Source organism: Chitinophagaceae bacterium (assembly GCA_016699815.1).
Taxonomy (GTDB): Bacteria; Bacteroidota; Bacteroidia; order Chitinophagales; family Chitinophagaceae; genus Ferruginibacter.
In genome coordinates this window covers 654,699-675,193 of record CP065012.1, presented here as the reverse complement: position 1 = coordinate 675,193, position 20,495 = coordinate 654,699, and the positions used below count along the sequence as shown (strand labels likewise).

Genomic DNA, 20,495 nt, shown 5'->3' with positions numbered 1-20,495 from the left:
AATATTTATTTTACCGGCAGTTTAATATTGCCGGTTTTTTTTATGTTTTAAATTGCCCTCTGTAGAAAAGTAAGCCATTATACCTATAAGCGAACCGAACAAAATTACAAAAACCCAAAAGGCTTTACGGTGTGGCTTTAAATTTTGATTTTTGAAAACTTTATAACAGCCAAATACTAAAATAAAAAATTCGGCAGCTACAATTAAAGCATATAAAAAATGAACAAAAACGAAATTTAATAAGATCATTTTGTTTGAGTTAAAATTAATTCCCCCACCTAAAACTGTTTACAGGCAAGCCTGCAAGGTCTAAAACCCGGTCAACAACAGTGGCTGCAACTTCATCAATATTTTTTGGGTGGCTGTAAAAAGATGGTGTGGCCGGGCAAATAATACCACCAGCAAGTGTAATGGTTTCCATATTGCGGATGTGTATTAAGTTATAAGGCGTTTCTCTGGCAACACAAATCAATCTTCTTTTTTCTTTTAAGATTACATCAGCAGCTCTTGTAATTAAATCATTGGAAATACCATTGGCAATTCTTCCTAATGTGCCCATGCTGCAAGGGCAAATAATTAGGGTATGGTACTGCCCCGATCCTGAAGCAAATGGAGCAGTAAAATCATTAGTTGCATAATGTTTGATGCCCATGGGAACCTTAAATTCTTCATCTAACTCTGTTTGCCATACCTGCTTTGCGTTGTCGGTAACTACTACGGAAATTTCATAGTGAAGGCTATTTAAACACTGTAATTTTGTTAATAATTGCCTGGAATACACCGAACCGCTTGCGCCGGTAATAGCTATAACAATTTTTTGCATGTGATATCCGTTTAACCCTTAATTTAGACTAAGCTACAAAATTTTATTTTTATGCAAAAACTTAGGAAACCGGTTTCCCTCATACTAATTTTATCAGTTGTATTTTCTTTTACTAATAGCCCCCACCAAAAGTGAAATGGATGGATTTTAAAGAAATGCAAGAGGCTTATGCAAAAGAACCCAGGCCCATTCTTATAGACATGTACACCTCCTGGTGCGGATGGTGCAAGGTGATGGACAAGAAAACTTACACTAACGAAAATGTAGTTGCATATATTAATAAAAATTTTTACGCTGTAAAATTTAATGCAGAATCAAAAGCTACCTTATCATTTTTAGGAAAAGATTATGCCTACAATAAAAAAGAAAAAATACACGAGCTTGCAAAAAAACTGGCAGGGTATGAGTTAGGTTTCCCTTCTACTATCTTATTAAGTAAGCCCGAGGCACCGCCTGCAGTAATTTCTGGTTATATGATACCCAGTGAAATGGAAGCGCCACTAAAATATTTTGGGAGCAATGCAAACGAAAAGCAATCTTTTATTGAGTTTGAAAAAGCGTTGAAAAAAGAATGGTAAAGCTGCTTTTTTTTGATTTTACTTAGAAGAAATTAATGGGTTACCCGGGTTTATTTTTAGCAGTAACGAAACCTGTAAGAAATGTTTGCCCTGTTTGCTGTTTTTCGAAATATCGTATTGATAAACATAAGCTGGCTGCAAAGTAACATATTTATTAAAGGTATATCCCGGCCCAAATAAAAACCTGCTCCTGCTAAAATGTGGCGCTTTATCAGTAAAAAATATTTCTTCAAAGCAGGTGAAATATAAGTTTCCCGACTTTCCATTTTTGTTGTTTAAAGGAACGGTTAATGCAAGTCTGTAGCGAAAGCGGTTACGGTAATCGGCACCTGAATATATTCTTTGTTCTACCCGTAAGCGCTGCTCAAGCTTTAGGGCTTTTAATTGATGGCTCATTACGGCTTGTTCCCAAATGCGTAACTCATCAATTGTTTTGGGTTTTTCAAAATTTCCTCCATTGGTGTAAGTGCCAAAATTACCTACGCCCAATGCAAACTTAAATTTTTTGCTGAGTGTATATTCAATCCCACCTTTAGCCTCATAATAAAAATAATTATTAAAAAACGATTGTGACCTTAGTTGCAATTCTCCAAATATGGCCCATTTATTCACAAATGAAAGTTGTGTATTTACTATTGTCCAGCTCCCAAAATGTGATTTTTGGGCAAACGCATTTAAGTAAAAGAGACTTACAATAACCCATGCAAAAAAATATTTCATAATGGTTACAATTTAGTCCAATTGTAATTTAGTTTATCCTTTGTGCCAATCTTTTTTTTCTATAGCATACTCAAAATGGTTCTCTAAATTGCCATTTTGTGTTATGGTATATTCCCGTACTTTTTTTGCACCAATCTTTAGTATGGCGGTCTGCGAACGTATGTTACTGGCTCCAATATGAAAGAAAACTTTCTCAACCTTTTTAAATGCATAATCAAGTAACAATTGCTTAACGGCTTTATTTGTACTTCCTCCCCAAAATTGTTTTGCTAAAAAAGTATAGCCAATTGCAATGGAGGATTTGGAGGCATTAAATTCGTAATAGCGTGTGCTGCCAATAATTTTGCCGGATTTTTTTTCTCTTATCAAAAAAGCAGATTGAGAAGCGAGTGCGCTGTTGAAATAATTGCGGAATACTTCCTTCTTGTACCTGTCCTGATCCGGGTGTTGTTCCCAAATTTCAGGGTCTGCAGCAACATGGTACAAGGCTTCAAAATCTTTTTGCTGAACCGCACTTAAAATTACTGTTTCGTTTTGCAGGCAATCAGGTTGCCAGTTAAAATCACCTTGACGCATCAATATTTTTTTTATACTTCTTAAGAAAAAAACCTTTCCACATTGTGAAAAAAAATGTGCAAAACAACTTTTCGTTAACAAATTTATCAATCTTTACTGGTCGAAGTATTGAAAAATTAACGAATTTTATTTTATAAATTTAAAATATCCATACAATGAAATTAAAGTTAATCCCCTTTATGCTGATATTAGCATTTGGTTTTTCAACCGCAAATGCCCAGGGTTTTAAAATAGGTATTAGGACCGGAACCGATATTCAGAAGCTGAGTGGAAAAACATTTAGCCAGGAGTTTGCTTATGGCTACCATTTGGGCGGAGCTTTTGAAATTGGTATTACACAAAAATTTGGGATACAGCCCGAAGTATTGTTTAGCTCGGTTAATATTGATACCGGTTCTTCTTTTAGCAGCATTTATAAATTTGAAAATATTTCCAAAGCAAAGTTGCAATACATCCGCATTCCATTATTGCTCACCTTTAAGCCCAATCCTTTTATGGTATTACAAGTTGGCCCACAGTACAGCATTTTAAGGAGCGCCGATAAAAACCTTTTGGAAAACGGGCAACAAGCTTTTAAAAATGGCGATTTCAGTATGCTGGGCGGTTTGCAAATTAATATTTCTAAAATTAGGATTTACGGCAGGTATGCCGTTGGCCTTACCAACCTTAACGATATTGACAACCAGGAAAAATGGAAAAGCCAAACGGTTCAATTGGGCCTTGGGCTTACTTTTTAAGGCCTTAATATAATAATTTTGCCTTTTGCATCAACGGTTACTACCGTACTTGGAGAAGCTATTTTCTGAACATCACGAGAAAACTCCACCACATAACTTACGCCTTTTTTAATGGCAATATCAACGTCGTAAAAATTTCCCGGCGCAGGGTAACCGCTTAAATTGGCAGAAGTGCTCACAATGGGTTTGCCAAATTTTTTCAACAGATCTTTGGCAAAACCTTTTTTTACAATCCTAATGGCAATACTACCATCTGCATTTAATAAATTGGGTGCAAGATTTTTGGCTTTGGGGTAAACAACGGTAACCGGTTTATGTACCCCTTTTATAAAATCAAATACTGTGGGGAAAGCTTCATTGGTAAATTGCGTAATTTCACTTTCATCAGCAATTAAAACAATCATACTTTTTTTCTCGTTTCTCTTTTTTAGGTTGAAAATTTTTTCAACTGCTCCTTTGTTTTGTGCATCGCATCCAATTCCCCATACAGTATCTGTTGGGTATAAAATCAATCCACCTTTCTGTAATATGTCCAGGCATTGTTCAATATCGTGTTGATATAATTTCATAATTGGGTGTAAACATCCATTACAGATGCGGCACAATTTTGTACAGTAAAGCGTTGGGCATATTGCCAGCCCTTTGTTTTCATGCTTTCCGTAAAGTTTGGGTCACTGTATATTTTTAAGATTGCTTCAGCAATTTCCTGCGGCTTGGCGGGATCTATTAAAAATGCGCCATCTCCGCCTGCTTCAGGCATGCTGCTGGTATTTGAAGTAATTACAGGCAACCGGCTCCACAAAGCTTCCAAAACGGGTATGCCAAAGCCTTCAAAATAGGATGGATATACCATGGCAGTTGCAGCTTGGTATATAGCCGGAAAATCTTGGGATGATTTAAAATCTTTACTTTGGGCCGCAACACGCTGCGAAAGAAAAATAATACGGCTTTCCAATTTATTTTCTGTAATAAATTTTTCTACTTTTTGCTTATAACAATTGCCTTCACCAATTATTACCAGCGGTAGCGGGCATTCATTGCGTAATAGTAACAAAGCTTTGCAAACATTCATCAAATTTTTTCTTTCAATTATGGAGCCAACGGAGAGTAAAAATTTTTCGGGCAAGCCATACTTTATTTTCACTCTTTGTATTGCTTCCTCCGGTAAGGTATGGCTAAATACAGGGTTACAGCTTTGGTAACAAACGGTAATTTTTTCTTCTGGTACTTTATAAAAATCTATTAAATCTTTTTTTGTTTGGTTGCTAATGGCAATAATGGCTTGTGCATGCGTACAGGCATGGCGGTATTTTTTAGTATAAATCTTTACATCAACAGGGTTAAACTGATGTGGATAGCGTTCGTGAATTAAATCATGTATGGTTACCACAGTTTTTATTTTTGTAGCATTAATGCCAAAAGGTATTTCCTGGCTTAGGCCATGATAAATATTTATTTTTAATTTTTCTAAATCTTTCGTAACATTTCTACTGCGCCAGGCAGAAGAAAATAGGTTATTGAAAAAACCTTCCGGTAAAATTTCTCTGGTATTTTCCTCTTTAAATGAAATTAAACCTGATGGTTTGGGATTAAATAAAAAATATTGGTGCTGGGGATAAAATTTGGCCAATGATGCTATAAGCGTTCGGCTGTAATGGCCGAGGCCCGTAGTATTATGAAAAGCCCTTTTTGCATCAAAACCAATGTTCATACAAGCAAAGATAAGCGCTGCAATATGTATTAAATGCTATGTTTTTTGTATTTAATATCTACGCTAACCTAATTTCTTATTTTTAAAATTGAATAATTAATTTCGCAAAAAATTTATAACATGAAAATACTCATACAAGAGGCTTGGGAAAACAGGGAATTGCTGAAAGAAGATAAATATACAGCAGCAGTAAGAGCGGTAATTGAGGAGGTGGACAAAGGCCGCTTGCGTACTGCCGAGCCAATGAAAAACGGCTGGCAGGTAAACGAATGGGTAAAGCAGGCCATATTGCTTTATTTTGGGGTGCAGCAAATGCACACATGGGATTTACCGCCTTTTGAATTTTACGATAAAATGTTGTTGAAAAAAAATTACCAGTCACTTGGTGTGAGGGCAGTACCACATGCTGTTGCACGCTATGGCGCTTATCTTGCAAAAAATGTTGTGCTTATGCCATCGTATGTAAATATTGGCGCTTATGTAGATGAAGGTACCTTGGTAGATACCTGGGCAACCGTAGGCAGTTGTGCCCAAATTGGCAAAAACGTACACCTGAGTGGCGGCGTGGGTATTGGTGGTGTGCTTGAACCGTTGCAAGCAAGCCCTGTAATTGTAGAAGATGGCTGTTTTATTGGCAGCCGTTGCATTATTGTAGAAGGCGTAAGAGTGGAAAAAGAAGCTGTTTTAGGCGCTAATGTAGTGCTTACTCAGTCCACAAAAATAATAGATGTTACGGGTAAAGTACCTGTTGAAACAAAAGGGCTCGTTCCATCGAGAAGCGTAGTAATTCCGGGAACATATAATAAAAAATTCCCAGCCGGGGAATATGCTGTTGGCTGCGCTTTAATAATTGGCAAGCGTAAAGAATCTACCAACCTCAAAACCAGCCTCAATGATGCTTTACGGGATTTTAATGTGAGCTGCTAAATAGCAAAAGCATTAATTTAAAAATGCAAATACAGTATCTTTGCGCTTCATTTATTGAAATAACTATATGTTCAATTCACTTAGTGAAAAGTTAGATTCGGCTTTTAAAAATATAAAAGGCCAGGGCAGAATTACAGAGCTTAATATTGCCAATACTGTAAAAGACATCAGGCGAGCATTGGTAGATGCAGATGTGAATTATAAAATAGCCAAAGAATTTACCGACAGGGTAAAAGATAAAGCCATTGGCAGTAAGGTTTTGCTGGCAGTAAATCCCGGTCAGCAAATGATAAAAATTGTTCAGGATGAGCTTACCGAATTAATGGGCGGTACAGAAACGGGGTTTGATGTTTCAGGGAACCCGGCAGTAATTTTAATTGCCGGTTTACAGGGTAGCGGTAAAACTACTTTTAGCGGCAAGCTGGCCAATTATTTAAAAACGGCAAAAGGCAAATCTCCGTTGCTGGTTGCCGCAGATATTTACCGGCCTGCAGCAATGGACCAGTTGGAGGTTTTAGGAGCGCAAATTAACGTGGATGTGTATACGGAAAGGGAAACTAAAGATGCAGTGCTCATAGCCCAAAATGCCATTAAAGAAGCTAAAGCAAAAAATAAAAATGTCATCATTATAGATACTGCAGGCCGGCTTGCCGTTGATGAAGCCATGATGACCGAGGTAGCCAATATTAAAGCAGCCGTAAACCCAAATGAAATATTATTTGTGGTAGATAGTATGACCGGGCAAGATGCTGTGAATACCGCTGCAGCTTTTAACGAGCGTTTAAATTTTAGCGGAGTAGTGCTTACCAAACTGGATGGCGATACAAGAGGTGGTGCAGCACTCTCCATTAGGCATACGGTAAATAAACCCATAAAATTTACCAGCAATGGCGAAAAGCTGGATACACTGGATGTGTTTTATCCCGAAAGGATGGCACAGCGTATTTTGGGTATGGGTGATATTGTAAGCCTGGTTGAAAAAGCCCAGGCACAGTTTGATGAAGCCGAAGCAGCAAAACTGGAAAAAAAGATCCGTAAAAACCAATTTGACTTTGAAGACTTTAAAACACAGTTACAGCAAATAAAAAAAATGGGTAATATCAAAGACCTTATGGGAATGATACCCGGCGTAGGCAAACAAATAAAAGATGTAGATGTAAATGATAATTCATTTAAAGGTATAGAGGCCATGATAAACAGTATGACCTTGCAGGAACGCCGCAACCCCGATATTATCAGCCCTTCCCGTAAACAACGTATTGCAAAAGGCAGCGGAAAAGACTTAGCAGAACTCAACCAGTTTTTAAAACAATTCGAGCAAATGAAAAGCATGATGAAAATGATGAATAAAATGCCGGCAGGTAAGGGTATGCCGGGCATTGGCCGCAGGTAATTAATGAATCTGTTCTTCCAGTACAAATCTCAAATTATTGTTCTTTAATGAGGTAAAAAGATTTTTTTTAATAAAAGGCAACCCATTTCAAAAGATGCCCGTTTGGTAATTATAAATCTTTAAAGCCCATAATACATTGCCGTTACAAGGCAACTTATTTGATATTATCCAGGGTTGCATCAACAACAACCGAGGTAGCCAAAGAGCCTTTTATTTACGCTACTATGGCTATGCGGCAGCTATTTGTGTACGCTATTGTAATAATGATGACGATGTAAACCTCATAATAAACGACGGGTTTCTAAAAATTTATCGTTCGCTTGGCCGTTTTAACCCCAAACATTCCAATTATGAGGCCGATTTAAAAGGCTGGATGAAACGTATTATGATCAATACGGCTATTGACCATCTCCGTAAACAAAATAAAAATTTTGTTTTAGCAGAAGTTCCCCCTCAACATTTTGATATGGCCCAGGAAACTGCAAGCTCTGTAGATCACCTGCAGTTTAAAGAAATACTTGCCATTATTCAAAAGCTTTCACCGGTTTACCGAACGGTTTTTAACCTGTATGTAATGGATGGGTTTAAACATGAAGAAATTGCGGCACAACTTAAAATTTCAGTAGGCACTTCAAAATCAAACCTGGCAAAAGCCAGGATGAATATTCAAAAGATGTTGAAAGAATCAGATTTTAATTATTATGAACAAAAAGCCATATAACCAGGTAGAAGAGAAAATAAAAACTGCTGCCCAAAATTGGGAGCCGATTTTTGATGAACAGGCATGGACGCAAATGGAAAAATTGCTCAATGAAACCGATGATCATAAACGGCCATTTGTATGGTGGTTTTGGTTGCTGCCTTTAACGATTGGTATTGCCACTGTAGGGTATTTCTATTTCAAAAAAGGCTCAACTTCAACTAAAGCCTACCGTCAAATGATCACAGCAATATCAACTGACACAAACAAAAACTTAAACGCAAATGTAGCTCAGCCACTCCTGGATTCTTTTTCTGATGCAACGGTAAAGGATGCAATACCTTCAACGAATATAGTAAGCACGGAAAGTAATGTAAAAAATAAAATTTTTGCAATAAATCAAAAAGAACGCACAATAAAGCTCCAAGCCAATTCAGCCAATAAAGAAAGTATTGGAAATATTCGCTTAACAAATAGCGATAACAACTATTCCAAATCAACACATTCTAAAAAGGTAAAAGAAAAATTAAATACCAGCATTACAAATGCAGGTACAGAAAACACCGAAAATAAAGACCTGCAAAATTATGAGGATGAAGAATCATTTAATGCCGCTTCTGAAAATTACCAGAAAACAGCAAACAATAATTTGCCCAAAGAGGAACCGCAATCAGGCACAGATAGCGCCCATAAGCAAAGAGAATTAACCATAGATTCAATAAGAATCTATGAGAACGATTCTTTGCCAATAAGCAAAAAAGAAACTCCTGCCCCAAAAACAAAAGCTTCAAAATTTTATTTTTCATTGCTCTCAGGAGCCGAAGGCAGCGGTGTGAAATTTCCCGGGTTAAATAAATTTAGTTTTCGGGCAGGCTTTTCTGCAGGGTATTATTTGAGCAAAAGGGTAAGCATACAGGCTGGTTTTTTTAAAGGAACTAAAAAATATATTGCCGGTAAAAAAGACTATAAGGCAAAGCCCGGCAGCTATTGGGGTACAGTTGACATTAAAAGAGTTGATGCAAATTGCCTGGTATATGAAATACCCGTTTCTGTTCGCTATGATTTTTCAACAAAAAATAACTGGCAAATTTTTGCAGGCACTGGTATTTCTTCTTTTATTATGAAAAAGGAAGAGTATGCTTACGATTATATTTATTACAATACTCTGCACCATGCAAAGGCATCATATAATGGCAACAAGCATTTGTTTTCTGTACTTAGGATTGATGTAGGCGTGGAAAGAAAGTTCAAGAGTAATTTTTCAATTTTTGTTCAGCCCGGCCTTGCCATACCCATGGCCGGAGTTGGCGAAGGACAAATAAAATTATTCTCCTCCGAAATTTTAATTGGACTAAAATTCAAACCACAAAAGAAAAACTAAGGCAACCAAATTATTCAATTGTTCGTATAAGCAGGAAACAGCTTGTATGTATAAAATTAAACTTTGGGCAACCTTAATGGTTGTTTTTATAACGGCCGGCAGCCAGTTAACTTCTTGTAGCAAAGGCGGCAACGATCCTAATCCCGACCCTTGCGCAGGCAAAACCATTGTAATTACCGCCACACCTTCAGCTTCAGTAGGCTGCGGCGCACCCAATGGAAGCATTACCGTAACAGCAACAGGTAGCAGCGGTTTCCAGTTTAAATTAAATGCTTCAGGAACTTACCAGTCTTCAGGAATTTTTAACGGATTGTCAGCAGGTACATATACCGTATTTGCCAAAGACGCTGCAGGTTGCGAAAAATCACAACCAGCAAATGTAACAGCAACCGGAACCGGGTTTACCATTAATGCTGTACCATCTGTAACCAGTGGCTGCGGCAGTTCCGATGGAGCAATTACCGTTACTGCAACAGGAAGCACAGGTTTTCAATATAAGCTGGGCGCTGCAGGAACCTATGGCAGTGCAAATACTTTTAACAATCTTGCCGAAGGCAGCTATACTGTATTTGTAAAAGATGCAGGCGGATGCGAAAACTCACAAACCGTATCGGTAATTTCAGGAAGCCCGGGTACAAAATTTTCTGCTGTGCGCACATTACTCAATGCAAAATGTATCGGTTGCCATAGTGGCCCTTCGCCTGCTGCCGGTAAGGACTGGACAGTAAACTGTACTGTTGTGGCCAATAAAAACCTCATTAATAACAGGGCTGTTGTAGTTGGAGATATGCCTCAGGGCGGACCTACTTTATCCGCTTCCGAAAAACAAATTATTACCGATTGGATAAATGCCGGTGGAAGACTTACAGATTAATGCAGTTATGAAAAAAATTACGTTTGTTTTTTGTGGTTATATTTTCTCTATGATGGTATCGGCACAGCAAAAGCAGGCCATTACCGATAAAGAAATAACTACATTTGAAACTGCTAAAGTTTTTGCCACATTTAAATCAACAAAGGTTATACTTTCTCATTCTGTTGATATGCTCCGTAAATCGCAATTGGATGTGAGAATACTGCATCGCTTTGGATATGTAAATAAAGGTATAAAAGAGTTGTTTGGCCTGGATGAAGCTTCTATGCACCTGGGTTTTAATTATGGATTAACCGATAACATTAGTTTAGGAATTGGCCGAAGCACCTATCGAAAAGAACTGGATGGTTTTATTAAATGGAGGATTTTGCAACAAACATCCGGGCAAAAAACAATGCCTTTATCGTTGGTTTTGGTTGCAGGCAGTACAGTTTGGGCAGAAAAAAGCTTTGCTACTCCAAAGCCTTCTGCAGCCGACCGGTTTTCCTATTATCTTCAGGTAATTGCCGCAAGAAAATTCAGCAACAAATTTTCCGGTCAAATAAGCCAGGTATTTGTACACAGTAATGCGCCACTTAATGGAGAAGCAAGAAATATTACCGCACCGGGCATTGGCTTAAAATATAAAATAAGCCGCAGAACATCTTTAACCCTGGATTACCAGCATATTTTAAAAGGCCTCAGTTCAATAAGCCATTACCCATTAGGAGTAGGAATAGATTTAGAAACCGGAGGCCATATTTTTCAACTCCACTTTTCCAATGCAACCGGTATGAACGAAAGGGCTTTTTTATACGAAACCTATGGTAGGTTTTTTAATGGAGATATCCGCTTTGGCTTTAACTTAAGCCGCTTATTTCATATAAGAAAAAATAGCTATTAAACAAGTTAAAATATTATTTTCTTTCATACAAATGATTTGTTTGGTAAATAGTATCCTGCTCATTATCTTTGTTCTCCTTTTTTAAGGAAAGTAAACCCTATTTATTCACAACCAAGAAAATTTCTATTTTTTATGGCTGTTAAAATGAGATTGCAAAGGCATGGCTCAAAAAAGAGACCATTCTATTTCATCGTAATTGCGGATGCCCGTAGTCCACGAGATGGTAAATTTATTCAAAAACTAGGTTCCTACAACCCACTTACCGTTCCTGCTACCGTACAAATTGATCGCCAAAAGGCGTTGGATTGGTTGCAGAAAGGTGCGCAACCCACCGATACAGTTCGCCGTATCCTTTCATACAAGGGCGTACTTTATTTAAAGCATTTGTTGCGTGGGGTAAGCCTTGGCTTGTTTGATGAGGCCACTGCTATGGAAAAATTTACTAAATGGAGTACAGAGCATGATGCACAAATGGCTTTGCGCCAGGCAAACCACAAAAAGGTACGCCAGGATAAACGCAATGTACCCTTTGTAAAAAAGGTGAAAGATGTGCCTGCGGCCGAAAGTCCGGCTCCTGAAGCCTCTGAAGAAGCAAAAACAGAAGAATAATATTTTGTTTGTTTCATCAAATCATTATCCTCCCTGTTTTGTACTGGGAGGATTTTTTTTATTGAAATTCCGGTTTCAAAATTTATTAATTTGCAGGCCATCTTATGTTGCAATACTTTAAAATAGGGAAATTTGTGTCCAGTTACGGCCTTGCTGGTGAATTACTGCTTGCGCATAAGCTTGGTAAAAAAACTGCATTAAAAGGTTTAAAAACACTGTTTTTAGAAGAAGGCAAAAACAGCTTTTTACCATATTTTATTGAAAATGCTGTGGCAAAAAACGATGAAGAAATTTTAGTAAAGCTGGAAGGAATCCACTCAAAGGAAACCGCCAAAAAAATTACTTCAAAAGAAGTATGGCTTGCCGAAAACGATTTCAAAAAATTTGCCGCTAAAGCAGCGCCTATTTCTATGCTGGGGTTTACATTATTCGACGGTAAGAACAGCCTGGGGGAAATAACCGAAGTAATAGAACAGCCCCATCAATTGCTTTGCAGCATCCTGTATAAAAAAAACCATGCTTATATTCCTGTTCATGAGCATAATTTAATAAAGGTAGATAACGCAGCAAGAAAAGTGTATGTAACACTCCCACCTGGCCTGCTGGAAATTTATGAGTAATGCTTAAATTTAACACTGCAAAACATACCATATTTTTTGAGCAGGCAACAACGCATTATCGCCCATTTCGACCTCGATTCTTTTTTTGTTTCCGTAGAGGTAATTAACAACCCACAGTTAAAAGGCAAACCTGTAATTGTAGGTGGGCAGGATAGAGGTGTGGTATCTGCTTGCAGCTACGAAGCCCGAAAATTTGGTATCCATTCTGCTATGCCGGTACAAAAAGCCAGGCAACTTTGTCCGCAGGCAATTTTTCTTAAAGGCAATTATGCTGCTTACGGTAATTATTCAAGATGGGTAACCGATATTATTAAAGCCGAAGCGCCTTTGTTTGAAAAAGCATCGGTTGATGAATTTTATATTGACCTAACCGGGATGGACAAATTCTTTAACCCTTTTGAATGGACGATTGCCTTACGCAATAGCATAATAGAAAAAACAGGTCTCCCCATTTCTTTTGGCTTATCCGCTAATAAAATGATGGCTAAAATTGCCACCAACCTTGCAAAGCCCAATGGTTACCTGCATATTCCTTATGGTACAGAGAAAGAGTTTTTAGCACCATTAAAAATTGGAGAAATACCAGGCGTGGGATTGCAAACAGAAAAATTGTTGAATAGCTATGGCATCAGCACAATTCAAAATGCATTTGAAACCGGCAAGATAGAACTGGAAAATATTTTAGGAAAATGGGGCGCCGACCTTTGGGAAAAATCACAAGGCCTGCATTTTTCAAAAGTGCAACCTTACCATGAAGCTAAATCTATTTCCAGTGAAAATACATTTGATGAAAATATTACCGATGTAAAATTTTTAAATGCAGAGCTGGTAAGGCTTACCGAAAAAGTGTGTTTTGAATTAAGGCAGGATGGAAAGCTGGCAGGCTGCGTGGCTATTAAAGTAAGGTTTCCCAGCTTTGAAACTTTTACACGCCAAGCTACAATTGACCCTTCCCATGCAGATGATGCCTTTATACCTGTAGTAAAAGAGTTGTTTAAACGGTTTTATAAAAAAAGCGAACCGGTAAGGCTGCTTGGCGTAAAACTTAGCAGCTTTACCAATAATGCCACCCAAGCCAATTTATTTGATAGCACAAAATCAAAGGGCGAATTATATAAAGCTATTGATGAGGTAAAGAAAAAATTTGGGAAGTATTCGCTAAAAAGGGCTTCGTCTAATTAAATTCTTCATTAACTTATCCTGCTTACAGGAATTGCAATGAATATTCCCATTCAATTTAATAACCTATAATTTTATAAAACGCAAATAAATTGTACGCCCAATAGAAACAGGCAATCAAAAAAAATAAGCACTTAAAATTTACATCATCTGGTCATACCATCTTACCAGGTCAATTGCTGTTACAATACCTACCAGTGTTTCATCATCTTTTATAATGGGCAGTGCATGAAAGCCACCTTTTGAAATTTCTTCAAATGCAGATTCAATAGTATCTGTTGTTTTTAAACAATAAGGGTTTTTGGTCATCACACTATCCAAAGAAAAACCACTACTAATTTCTGATATAGAGGTAGTTTTACCTTCTTCCAATACACGGCCCAGGTAACGGATAACATCGCTTAAACTCACAATGCCAATAATTTTATTATTTTGTGTAATGGGCAGGTGATGGATTTTGCTGCGGGTGAAAAAATCCATAATTTGGGTAAAACTATTATGGCTGTCGGCAACTATAAGTTTCTCAGCCATTATTTCAGATACTTTTGATTTTCTATTCATATCAGTGTAATTTAACGCTAAAGTTTACAATAATTTAGGTGAATTCAAACGATATTTTCCAAAAACATCGTTTTTTACCTAAAATTCTCATTACCGCTGTATTTTATAACCTAAAACCCTTATCTTTGCCGCCCAAAAAAGAGCAATCTTTCAGGAATAAACATTTCCCACATGGCCCAAAAAGTGTCCGTCTGTTCGGAACGCCAGCAGGGAGTAACGATCAAAAGTTATGTAATGCCAAAGGTTAAAACCAACAGTAGCGCAAAAAAGCGCTTTAAAGTTACCGGTGGAGGTAAAATCACTTTCCAAAAAGCTTTCAAACGCCACATTCTTACAAAAAAATCTACCAAGCGCAAACGCAATATGCGTAAGGACGGTGTTGTGGCCGATGCCAATTTGCATTTTGTAAAACGTTTACTTTGTATGAAGTAAGCCCCAGGAAAACTCAATCTTTAACTTTAAAAAAATTAAAATATGCCACGTTCAGTAAATGCCGTAGCCAGCAAGGCCCGCCGTAAAAGGGTACTCAAAGCCGCCAAAGGTTATTATGGCAAACGTAAAAATGTTTATACCGTTGCTAAAAACGTTATGGAAAAAGGGCTTACTTACAGTTATGTAGGCCGTAAAAATAAAAAGCGGGAGTACCGTGCCCTTTGGATTGCCCGTATAAATGCCGCAGCAAGAGAGCAGGGAATTACATACAGCGAACTTATTTTTAAATTAAACGCAAAAGAAATCGACTTAAACCGTAAGGTGCTTGCCGATCTTGCTATGAATGAACCCGAAGCCTTTAAGGCGCTGGTAAATTCGCTTAAATAATTTTACCCAAACCAACTGGTAGCCGTCCTTTCGAAAGCAGGGGCGGTTTTTTATTTTAATCAATTATATTTGCGGCTGTTTTCTTTCTTAAAATAATTTTTAACCATTCAAAGGAATGAATAATACTTATAACGACCTGGTACAGCAAACCTTTAATTTCCCCCAGGATGATTTGAAAGTAAAAGATAATTATTTACAGTTTAATAACATTGATTTAAAGCTGTTGATAGATAAATATGGCACCCCTTTAAAAATGAGTTTTTTGCCCAAAATCGGCTGGCAAATCAATAAGGCCAAAAAAATGTTTGCCGATGCTATTAAAAAAAATAAATACGAAGGAAAATATAATTATTGCTATTGCACCAAAAGCTCCCATTTTAGTTTTGTTTTGGAAGAAGCCATAAAGCACAATATCCACCTGGAAACTTCCTATGCTTACGATATTGAAATCATCAATTCTCTTTACAAGCGCCGAAAAATAAATAAGGACATATTTATACTTTGTAATGGGTTTAAGCAAAAAAACTATACCAGCAGAATTGCACGGCTGATTAATACCGGCTTTAGAAATGTAATTCCCATATTGGACAACAAAGAGGAATTAAATATGTATAAGCGCAGCATACGTACCAAAGAGCCTTTTAAACTGGGTATCAGAATTGCTGCAGAAGAAGAACCCACTTTTCCGTTTTACACATCCAGGCTTGGTATAAAAGCAAAAGATGTATTGGAATATTATGTAGATGAAATAGAAGGCAACGAAGATAAGTTTCAACTAAAAATGCTCCACATCTTCCTCAATAAAGGCATAAAGGATGATATTTATTACTGGAGCGAACTGCAAAAAAGCATTAACCTTTATTGCCAGTTAAAAAAAATATGTCCCGAGTTGGATTCTATAAATATCGGCGGCGGCTTTCCCATTAAACATTCACTGGCATTTAATTACGATTACCAGTTTATGATAAATGAAATTGTAAGTACCATTAAAAAAGCATGCAAAAAAGCCAGGGTACAAATGCCGCATATTTTCACAGAGTTTGGCAGCTACACCGTAGGCGAAAGCATGGCGCATATTTACAGCGTTATTGGCCAAAAAGTGCAAAACGACAGGGAAACCTGGTATATGATAGATTCTTCTTTTATCACCACACTACCCGATACCTGGGGCATTGGTGAAAAATTTTTAATGCTCCCCATTAATAAATGGAATAATGAATACCAGCGGGTTGTTTTAGGAGGTATTACCTGCGATGGCCACGATTATTACGACTCCGAAGAACATATCAATGAAGTATTTCTGCCAAAATTAAATAATACCAATGGCGATATGGAAAATAATAAAGAACCCTTATACGTTGGCTTTTTTCATACCGGCGCCTACCAGGATCAAATTAGCGGCTATGGCGGCATAAAGCATTGCCTTATACCATCACCCAAGCATATAATTGTAGATTTCGATAAAAACGGAAAGCTTACCGATTGGGTTTATGCAAAAGAACAAACGGCCCAAAGTATGCTTAAAATATTGGGATATTAGATACAAATTTTCTACCGATTTTTTTTATAAGTATTTATTATTTCAATAGCTCATTAACTATTGCTTAAATTAGCAACTGTAAAACCAGTTATGGCTCCATCAATAAATAGTTACCAGCATATTTTTTTTATTGGGGTTGCAGGCGCAGGTATGAGCGCAATTGCCCAATACCTTGCCGGTACAGGAAAAGAGGTAAGCGGCAGCGACAGATATTTTGTTGCTGGCGAAGTAAACGAAACACGAAGCAAACTGGAAGCCGAAGGCATTAAATGTTTTTTGCAAAACGGCGATGGCATTACAAACAAAACACAACTGGTTGTGGTGTCAACAGCAATTGAAGATACCGTTGCCGAAGTGCAAAAAGCCAAAGCGCTCAACATACCCATTTTAAAAAGGAGCCAGGTACTGGCATTAATAGCAAATAGCAAGCGAACCATCGCCGTAGGCGGCACATCGGGAAAAAGTACTACCAGCGCTATGTTGTTTCAAGTATTGCAACATGCAGGTATGCAACCCAGCATTATAAGCGGCGCAGGCTTAACCAGTATTATTAAAGAAGGCAAAATAGGCAATGCAAAAGTAGGCGCAGGCGAGTGGCTCGTTATTGAAGCAGATGAAAGTGATGGGTCTGTTATTGAGTACAGGCCCGAAGTGGGTTTGCTCTTAAATATTGATAAAGACCACCAGGAGATTGACGAACTCTTAAGCATTTTTTCCATTTTTAAAAATAATACCACAGGAAAATTCATCGTAAATCAATCCAATGCTTTGGCAAAGCAGTTGTCGCAAAATTTACAAAACGATTTTTCTATAAACGGCAATGCAGGCACCAACGCAATTAATTTTAACCAGCAGGCTTTTGAAATTTCTTTTGAAATTAATGGAATAAAATTTTTAATGCACGCAATTGGAAAGCACAGTATGGAAAATGCGGTGGCTGCCGCAGCCGTTGCTTTGCAGCTTGGCGTACCATTAGCAGTATCTGCCGAAGCATTAAAAACTTACGAGGGTATATATCGCCGCCACCAGGTATTAGGCAATAAAAACGGCATTTGGGTAATAGATGATTATGCCCACAACCCGGCCAAATGTGCCGCATCCATTGCTGCCTGCCAGCCACTGGCACAAAAAGTTGTGGCATGGTTTCAGCCACATGGTTACGGGCCTACAAGGTTTTTGAGAAATGATTTTGTAAAAGAAATTGCCGAAACACTTCGGCAACAGGATGAAATATGGATGAGTGAAATATTTTATGCAGGAGGAACCACAGTTAAAGATATTTCTGCAAATGATTTAATACAGGATATTAACGCATTGGGAAAAAATGCCTTTTTTGTGAAAGACAGGAATAAATTTTTAGAAACTGTAAGGCCGCATTTAACCGAAGGCACCGTGCTGTTGTTAATGGGCGCAAGGGATCCGGGCCTTGAAAAATTTAGCAAAGATATTTTTGAACAACTGTAAACATGACGGTTTTATTTACCCATATAAGCAAATTAATTAACAGCAGGGAAACCTATGTGCAGTTGCGGGGTAAAGCATTGGCTGATTTACCTTGTATTGCTGATGCCTACTTACTGGTAGAAGATGGCCTGATAGCAGGTTACGGGCCTATGTATGAGCTGGAGTTACGTGTGCCGCATTTGCCCAAAAATGTGGTAGATATTTATGGCCAAATGATTTTACCCTGCTGGTGCGATAGCCATACGCATATTGTATTTGCCGGGAGCAGGGAAAATGAATTTATTGATAAAATAAACGGGCTAAGCTATGCCGAAATTGCTGCAAAAGGAGGAGGTATTTTAAACTCTGCAAAAAAATTAAATGAAAACCCAGAGGAGGAATTGTTCCAATCGGCCTTAAAAAGGCTGAACGAACTTGCGGCGCTGGGTACAGGAGCCATTGAAATTAAAAGTGGCTATGGCCTTACGGTAGAAGCAGAGTTGAAAATGCTGAGGGTTATAAAACGGCTAAAGCAGCAATCGGATGTTACAATAAAATCCACATTTTTAGGCGCACATACCTACCCTGCAGCTTTTAAAGAAAACCATGAAGGTTATATACGACAAATAATTGATGAAATGCTACCGGTAATTGCCGCAGAAAAACTGGCCGATTATATTGATGTGTTTTGCGAAACTGGCTTTTTTTCACCAGATGAAATGATAAAAATTTGTAAGGCAGGCGCTTTCCATCAGTTAAAACCAAAGTTGCATGTAAACCAACTCAACAGTATTGGCGCAATTGAAGCGGGCATTAAATTAGGCGCTGTATCACTGGATCATTTGGAAACGGTAAACAAAGAAGAAATCCAAATGCTGGGTTTATATAAGGGCTGCAGTACTTTACTGCCTACTGCAGCATTCTTTTTAAGAATGCCATTTCAACCGGCAAGAAAATTAATTGATGCAGGTGCAGCCGTAACACTTGCATCGGATTTTAACCCGGGTTCATCACCCAGCGGTAATATGAACCTGGTAAATGCAATGAGTTGCATACAAATGAAAATGCTTCCTGAAGAAGTAATAAATGCTTCTACCTTAAATGGCGCTTACGCCATGGAATTGGAAAATGAACTGGGTTCTATTACTATTGGTAAAGCGGCAAACCTCATATTTACTAAACCAATTCCTTCCCTGGCTTATCTTTTCTATAGCTTTGGCAGCAACCATATAGATAAAGTAATGCTCAAAGGTAACTGGGTACAATAGAGAGAATTCCCTTAAATTTTTTTGTTCAACACATTTCCTTTAATTACTTTGCTTATCATAGTATTAGGCAAGCAAAAAAATATGAAGCACTTTAAGTTTTACAATAAAAAAGATATTCTTTCTCTTACTAAAGTACGCCGGTTTGAAACAAAACTGGGTGAAAGGCTGCAATGCCTGCCGGAAAATGCCGAATGGCCCGAAGTGCTTGCCCAATCCAAAGCAAAATATGTATTGCTGGGCATACCCGAAGATATTGGCGTAATGGCCAATTACGGCACCGGTGGCGTAGATACTGCATGGTATCCTTTTTTAAACACTTTCCTTAATGCGCAAAGCAACGATTTTTTAAATGGGGATGAAATATTGCTCCTGGGGCATTATGATTTTGGCGATATAAAATACCTTATAGAAAACAATGCTTACAACCCCGAAGAAAAAGTAGATGCCTGTCGCCATGCCGTACACATAATTGATGAAGAAGTAGAACAAATTATAAAGTCCATTTCATTTTATGGTAAAATACCATTGGTAATAGGTGGTGGCCGCAATAATGCTTACCCATTAATAAAAGCAGTAGCAAAAGGACTGCATAAATCAGGAAAAATTCCGCTTGCCCAAATTAATGCAATAAGCCTTTCCGGCGAAGCGGGCTACAGCCCTGCAGAAGGCCGCCACAGCAGCAACGCATATAGCTATGCCGAAACAGATGGCTACCTGGGAAAGTATGCCATCGTAGGTTTGCAGCAGCATAGTGTTGCACAAAATGTATTAAATAAAATGCACGATAATCATTTTATTCATTACCGTTTTTATGAAGATATTTTTATTCATGAAAGGCAAAGCTTTATACAGGCAGTGGCCCACGCAACAGGTTTTACAGAAGAGAATTTTTGCGGGGTGGAATTAAGTATAGCCTTAATTGAGCATCTGCTCAGCAGCGCACATTCTCCTGTGGGGTTAACGGCTTTGCAGGCAAGGCAATTCATCAGCTTTGCAGGCACCGATGTAAAAGCAGCTTTTTTACATATTTGTGATGGCGCCTGCCAAATGCATGATGGTTTAAAAAGCGATGAAACGGCTAAGTTAATAAGCACGCTGATAAGCGATTTTGTAAAAGCCAATATTGCGTAATCTTGAGGAAAAGATTATTTCT

At 37.9% G+C, this 20,495-nt stretch carries 24 protein-coding genes; 17 read left to right on the top strand and 7 right to left on the bottom strand.

Going from position 1 to position 20,495, the window contains the following annotated elements:
- Window positions 1-21 precede the first annotated feature (21 nt).
- Window positions 22-249, bottom strand: coding sequence for a PLDc N-terminal domain-containing protein (locus tag IPO46_03025; GenBank protein ID QQS63588.1), 228 nt, complete (start codon window positions 247-249; stop codon window positions 22-24).
- Between the two features lie 16 nt (window positions 250-265).
- Entirely contained in the window at window positions 266-823 is a 558-nt protein-coding gene (locus IPO46_03020; GenBank protein ID QQS63587.1) for a UbiX family flavin prenyltransferase, read from the bottom strand.
- A gap of 140 nt (window positions 824-963) precedes the next feature.
- On the opposite strand from IPO46_03020, the gene IPO46_03015 reads away from it, so the two are divergent.
- Window positions 964-1,401, top strand: coding sequence for a DUF255 domain-containing protein (locus IPO46_03015; protein QQS63586.1), 438 nt, complete (start codon window positions 964-966; stop codon window positions 1,399-1,401).
- A gap of 18 nt (window positions 1,402-1,419) precedes the next feature.
- On the opposite strand, the gene IPO46_03010 is transcribed toward IPO46_03015, so the two are convergent.
- Both IPO46_03010 and IPO46_03005 read right to left on the bottom strand, forming a co-directional pair.
- A complete protein-coding gene (locus IPO46_03010) occupies window positions 1,420-2,121 on the bottom strand; it encodes a DUF2490 domain-containing protein (GenBank protein ID QQS63585.1) in 702 nt (233 codons plus the stop codon).
- A 33-nt stretch (window positions 2,122-2,154) separates the two neighbouring features.
- Window positions 2,155-2,697, bottom strand: coding sequence for a GNAT family N-acetyltransferase (locus tag IPO46_03005; protein ID QQS63584.1), 543 nt, complete (start codon window positions 2,695-2,697; stop codon window positions 2,155-2,157).
- 155 nt (window positions 2,698-2,852) lie between these two features.
- Between IPO46_03005 and IPO46_03000 the strand changes: the two genes are divergently transcribed.
- Window positions 2,853-3,434, top strand: coding sequence for an outer membrane beta-barrel protein (locus tag IPO46_03000; protein ID QQS63583.1), 582 nt, complete (start codon window positions 2,853-2,855; stop codon window positions 3,432-3,434).
- Here IPO46_03000 and IPO46_02995 read toward each other — a convergent pair.
- Window positions 3,431-4,003 (bottom strand): threonylcarbamoyl-AMP synthase, encoded by a 573-nt coding sequence (locus IPO46_02995; GenBank protein QQS63582.1) that lies wholly within the window; start codon window positions 4,001-4,003, stop codon window positions 3,431-3,433. The genes IPO46_03000 and IPO46_02995 overlap by 4 nt on opposite strands.
- A complete protein-coding gene (locus tag IPO46_02990) occupies window positions 4,000-5,145 on the bottom strand; it encodes a glycosyltransferase family 4 protein (protein QQS63581.1) in 1,146 nt (381 codons plus the stop codon). The genes IPO46_02995 and IPO46_02990 overlap by 4 nt, the downstream gene beginning before the upstream one ends.
- Window positions 5,146-5,265: 120 nt before the next feature.
- On the opposite strand from IPO46_02990, the gene IPO46_02985 reads away from it, so the two are divergent.
- The 9 genes from IPO46_02985 (at window position 5,266) to dinB (ending at window position 13,714) form a co-directional block, all read left to right on the top strand.
- The gene (locus IPO46_02985; protein ID QQS63580.1) at window positions 5,266-6,072 is read left to right on the top strand and encodes a 2,3,4,5-tetrahydropyridine-2,6-dicarboxylate N-succinyltransferase; all 807 of its coding nucleotides are present in this window, start codon (window positions 5,266-5,268) and stop codon (window positions 6,070-6,072) included.
- Window positions 6,073-6,139: 67 nt separating this feature from the next.
- Window positions 6,140-7,465, top strand: coding sequence for a signal recognition particle protein (ffh, locus tag IPO46_02980; GenBank protein QQS63579.1), 1,326 nt, complete (start codon window positions 6,140-6,142; stop codon window positions 7,463-7,465).
- A 136-nt stretch (window positions 7,466-7,601) separates the two neighbouring features.
- Window positions 7,602-8,186 (top strand): sigma-70 family RNA polymerase sigma factor, encoded by a 585-nt coding sequence (locus IPO46_02975; GenBank protein ID QQS63578.1) that lies wholly within the window; start codon window positions 7,602-7,604, stop codon window positions 8,184-8,186.
- On the top strand, window positions 8,167-9,546 hold the full coding sequence (locus IPO46_02970; GenBank protein ID QQS63577.1) for an outer membrane beta-barrel protein: 1,380 nt from the start codon (window positions 8,167-8,169) through the stop codon (window positions 9,544-9,546). The genes IPO46_02975 and IPO46_02970 overlap by 20 nt, the downstream gene beginning before the upstream one ends.
- A 46-nt stretch (window positions 9,547-9,592) precedes the next feature.
- On the top strand, window positions 9,593-10,420 hold the full coding sequence (locus IPO46_02965; protein QQS63576.1) for a hypothetical protein: 828 nt from the start codon (window positions 9,593-9,595) through the stop codon (window positions 10,418-10,420).
- A 7-nt stretch (window positions 10,421-10,427) separates the two neighbouring features.
- The gene (locus tag IPO46_02960; protein QQS63575.1) at window positions 10,428-11,303 is read left to right on the top strand and encodes a hypothetical protein; all 876 of its coding nucleotides are present in this window, start codon (window positions 10,428-10,430) and stop codon (window positions 11,301-11,303) included.
- A 132-nt stretch (window positions 11,304-11,435) separates the two neighbouring features.
- The gene (rpsP, locus tag IPO46_02955; protein QQS63574.1) at window positions 11,436-11,912 is read left to right on the top strand and encodes a 30S ribosomal protein S16; all 477 of its coding nucleotides are present in this window, start codon (window positions 11,436-11,438) and stop codon (window positions 11,910-11,912) included.
- A gap of 104 nt (window positions 11,913-12,016) precedes the next feature.
- The gene (locus IPO46_02950; protein QQS63573.1) at window positions 12,017-12,532 is read left to right on the top strand and encodes a 16S rRNA processing protein RimM; all 516 of its coding nucleotides are present in this window, start codon (window positions 12,017-12,019) and stop codon (window positions 12,530-12,532) included.
- 36 nt (window positions 12,533-12,568) lie between these two features.
- Entirely contained in the window at window positions 12,569-13,714 is a 1,146-nt protein-coding gene (gene dinB, locus IPO46_02945; protein ID QQS63572.1) for a DNA polymerase IV, read from the top strand.
- A gap of 138 nt (window positions 13,715-13,852) precedes the next feature.
- Here dinB and IPO46_02940 read toward each other — a convergent pair whose 3' ends face one another.
- On the bottom strand, window positions 13,853-14,272 hold the full coding sequence (locus IPO46_02940; GenBank protein ID QQS63571.1) for a CBS domain-containing protein: 420 nt from the start codon (window positions 14,270-14,272) through the stop codon (window positions 13,853-13,855).
- 234 nt (window positions 14,273-14,506) lie between these two features.
- Between IPO46_02940 and rpmI the strand changes: the two genes are divergently transcribed.
- From rpmI to IPO46_02910, 6 genes are all read left to right on the top strand, one after another.
- Window positions 14,507-14,704: a 50S ribosomal protein L35 gene (gene rpmI / locus IPO46_02935; protein ID QQS64304.1), complete on the top strand. Its 198-nt coding sequence runs from the start codon at window positions 14,507-14,509 to the stop codon at window positions 14,702-14,704.
- Window positions 14,705-14,746: 42 nt separating this feature from the next.
- The gene (gene rplT, locus IPO46_02930) at window positions 14,747-15,091 is read left to right on the top strand and encodes a 50S ribosomal protein L20 (GenBank protein QQS63570.1); all 345 of its coding nucleotides are present in this window, start codon (window positions 14,747-14,749) and stop codon (window positions 15,089-15,091) included.
- Window positions 15,092-15,206: 115 nt separating this feature from the next.
- Window positions 15,207-16,631 (top strand): arginine decarboxylase, encoded by a 1,425-nt coding sequence (locus tag IPO46_02925; GenBank protein ID QQS63569.1) that lies wholly within the window; start codon window positions 15,207-15,209, stop codon window positions 16,629-16,631.
- Window positions 16,632-16,721: 90 nt separating this feature from the next.
- Window positions 16,722-18,095: a UDP-N-acetylmuramate--alanine ligase gene (locus IPO46_02920; protein ID QQS63568.1), complete on the top strand. Its 1,374-nt coding sequence runs from the start codon at window positions 16,722-16,724 to the stop codon at window positions 18,093-18,095.
- A gap of 2 nt (window positions 18,096-18,097) precedes the next feature.
- A complete protein-coding gene (locus IPO46_02915) occupies window positions 18,098-19,342 on the top strand; it encodes an imidazolonepropionase (protein ID QQS63567.1) in 1,245 nt (414 codons plus the stop codon).
- Window positions 19,343-19,423: 81 nt separating this feature from the next.
- Complete coding sequence (locus IPO46_02910) at window positions 19,424-20,473, top strand: arginase family protein (GenBank protein QQS63566.1); 1,050 nt, start codon at window positions 19,424-19,426, stop codon at window positions 20,471-20,473.
- The last annotated feature ends 22 nt before the right edge of the window (window positions 20,474-20,495 follow it).

Excerpts from the sequence above, each read along its gene's own strand:
- rpsP (QQS63574.1), top strand. The coding sequence starts at position 11,436 with ATGGCTGTTAAAATGAGATTGCAAAGGCATGGCTCAAAAAAGAGACCA.
- rpmI (QQS64304.1), top strand. The coding sequence starts at position 14,507 with ATGCCAAAGGTTAAAACCAACAGTAGCGCAAAAAAGCGCTTTAAAGTT.
- IPO46_02910 (QQS63566.1), top strand. The coding sequence starts at position 19,424 with ATGAAGCACTTTAAGTTTTACAATAAAAAAGATATTCTTTCTCTTACT.
- IPO46_03015 (QQS63586.1), top strand. The coding sequence starts at position 964 with ATGGATTTTAAAGAAATGCAAGAGGCTTATGCAAAAGAACCCAGGCCC.
- IPO46_02920 (QQS63568.1), top strand. The coding sequence starts at position 16,722 with ATGGCTCCATCAATAAATAGTTACCAGCATATTTTTTTTATTGGGGTT.
- IPO46_02970 (QQS63577.1), top strand. The coding sequence starts at position 8,167 with ATGAACAAAAAGCCATATAACCAGGTAGAAGAGAAAATAAAAACTGCT.
- IPO46_02950 (QQS63573.1), top strand. The coding sequence starts at position 12,017 with ATGTTGCAATACTTTAAAATAGGGAAATTTGTGTCCAGTTACGGCCTT.
- IPO46_02995 (QQS63582.1), bottom strand. The coding sequence starts at position 4,003 with ATGAAATTATATCAACACGATATTGAACAATGCCTGGACATATTACAG.
- ffh (QQS63579.1), top strand. The coding sequence starts at position 6,140 with ATGTTCAATTCACTTAGTGAAAAGTTAGATTCGGCTTTTAAAAATATA.
- IPO46_03025 (QQS63588.1), bottom strand. The coding sequence starts at position 249 with ATGATCTTATTAAATTTCGTTTTTGTTCATTTTTTATATGCTTTAATT.
- IPO46_03010 (QQS63585.1), bottom strand. The coding sequence starts at position 2,121 with ATGAAATATTTTTTTGCATGGGTTATTGTAAGTCTCTTTTACTTAAAT.
- IPO46_02985 (QQS63580.1), top strand. The coding sequence starts at position 5,266 with ATGAAAATACTCATACAAGAGGCTTGGGAAAACAGGGAATTGCTGAAA.
- IPO46_02925 (QQS63569.1), top strand. The coding sequence starts at position 15,207 with ATGAATAATACTTATAACGACCTGGTACAGCAAACCTTTAATTTCCCC.
- IPO46_02940 (QQS63571.1), bottom strand. The coding sequence starts at position 14,272 with ATGAATAGAAAATCAAAAGTATCTGAAATAATGGCTGAGAAACTTATA.
- IPO46_02965 (QQS63576.1), top strand. The coding sequence starts at position 9,593 with ATGTATAAAATTAAACTTTGGGCAACCTTAATGGTTGTTTTTATAACG.
- IPO46_03005 (QQS63584.1), bottom strand. The coding sequence starts at position 2,697 with ATGCGTCAAGGTGATTTTAACTGGCAACCTGATTGCCTGCAAAACGAA.
- IPO46_02960 (QQS63575.1), top strand. The coding sequence starts at position 10,428 with ATGAAAAAAATTACGTTTGTTTTTTGTGGTTATATTTTCTCTATGATG.
- rplT (QQS63570.1), top strand. The coding sequence starts at position 14,747 with ATGCCACGTTCAGTAAATGCCGTAGCCAGCAAGGCCCGCCGTAAAAGG.
- IPO46_02915 (QQS63567.1), top strand. The coding sequence starts at position 18,098 with ATGACGGTTTTATTTACCCATATAAGCAAATTAATTAACAGCAGGGAA.
- IPO46_02990 (QQS63581.1), bottom strand. The coding sequence starts at position 5,145 with ATGAACATTGGTTTTGATGCAAAAAGGGCTTTTCATAATACTACGGGC.
- IPO46_03000 (QQS63583.1), top strand. The coding sequence starts at position 2,853 with ATGAAATTAAAGTTAATCCCCTTTATGCTGATATTAGCATTTGGTTTT.
- IPO46_03020 (QQS63587.1), bottom strand. The coding sequence starts at position 823 with ATGCAAAAAATTGTTATAGCTATTACCGGCGCAAGCGGTTCGGTGTAT.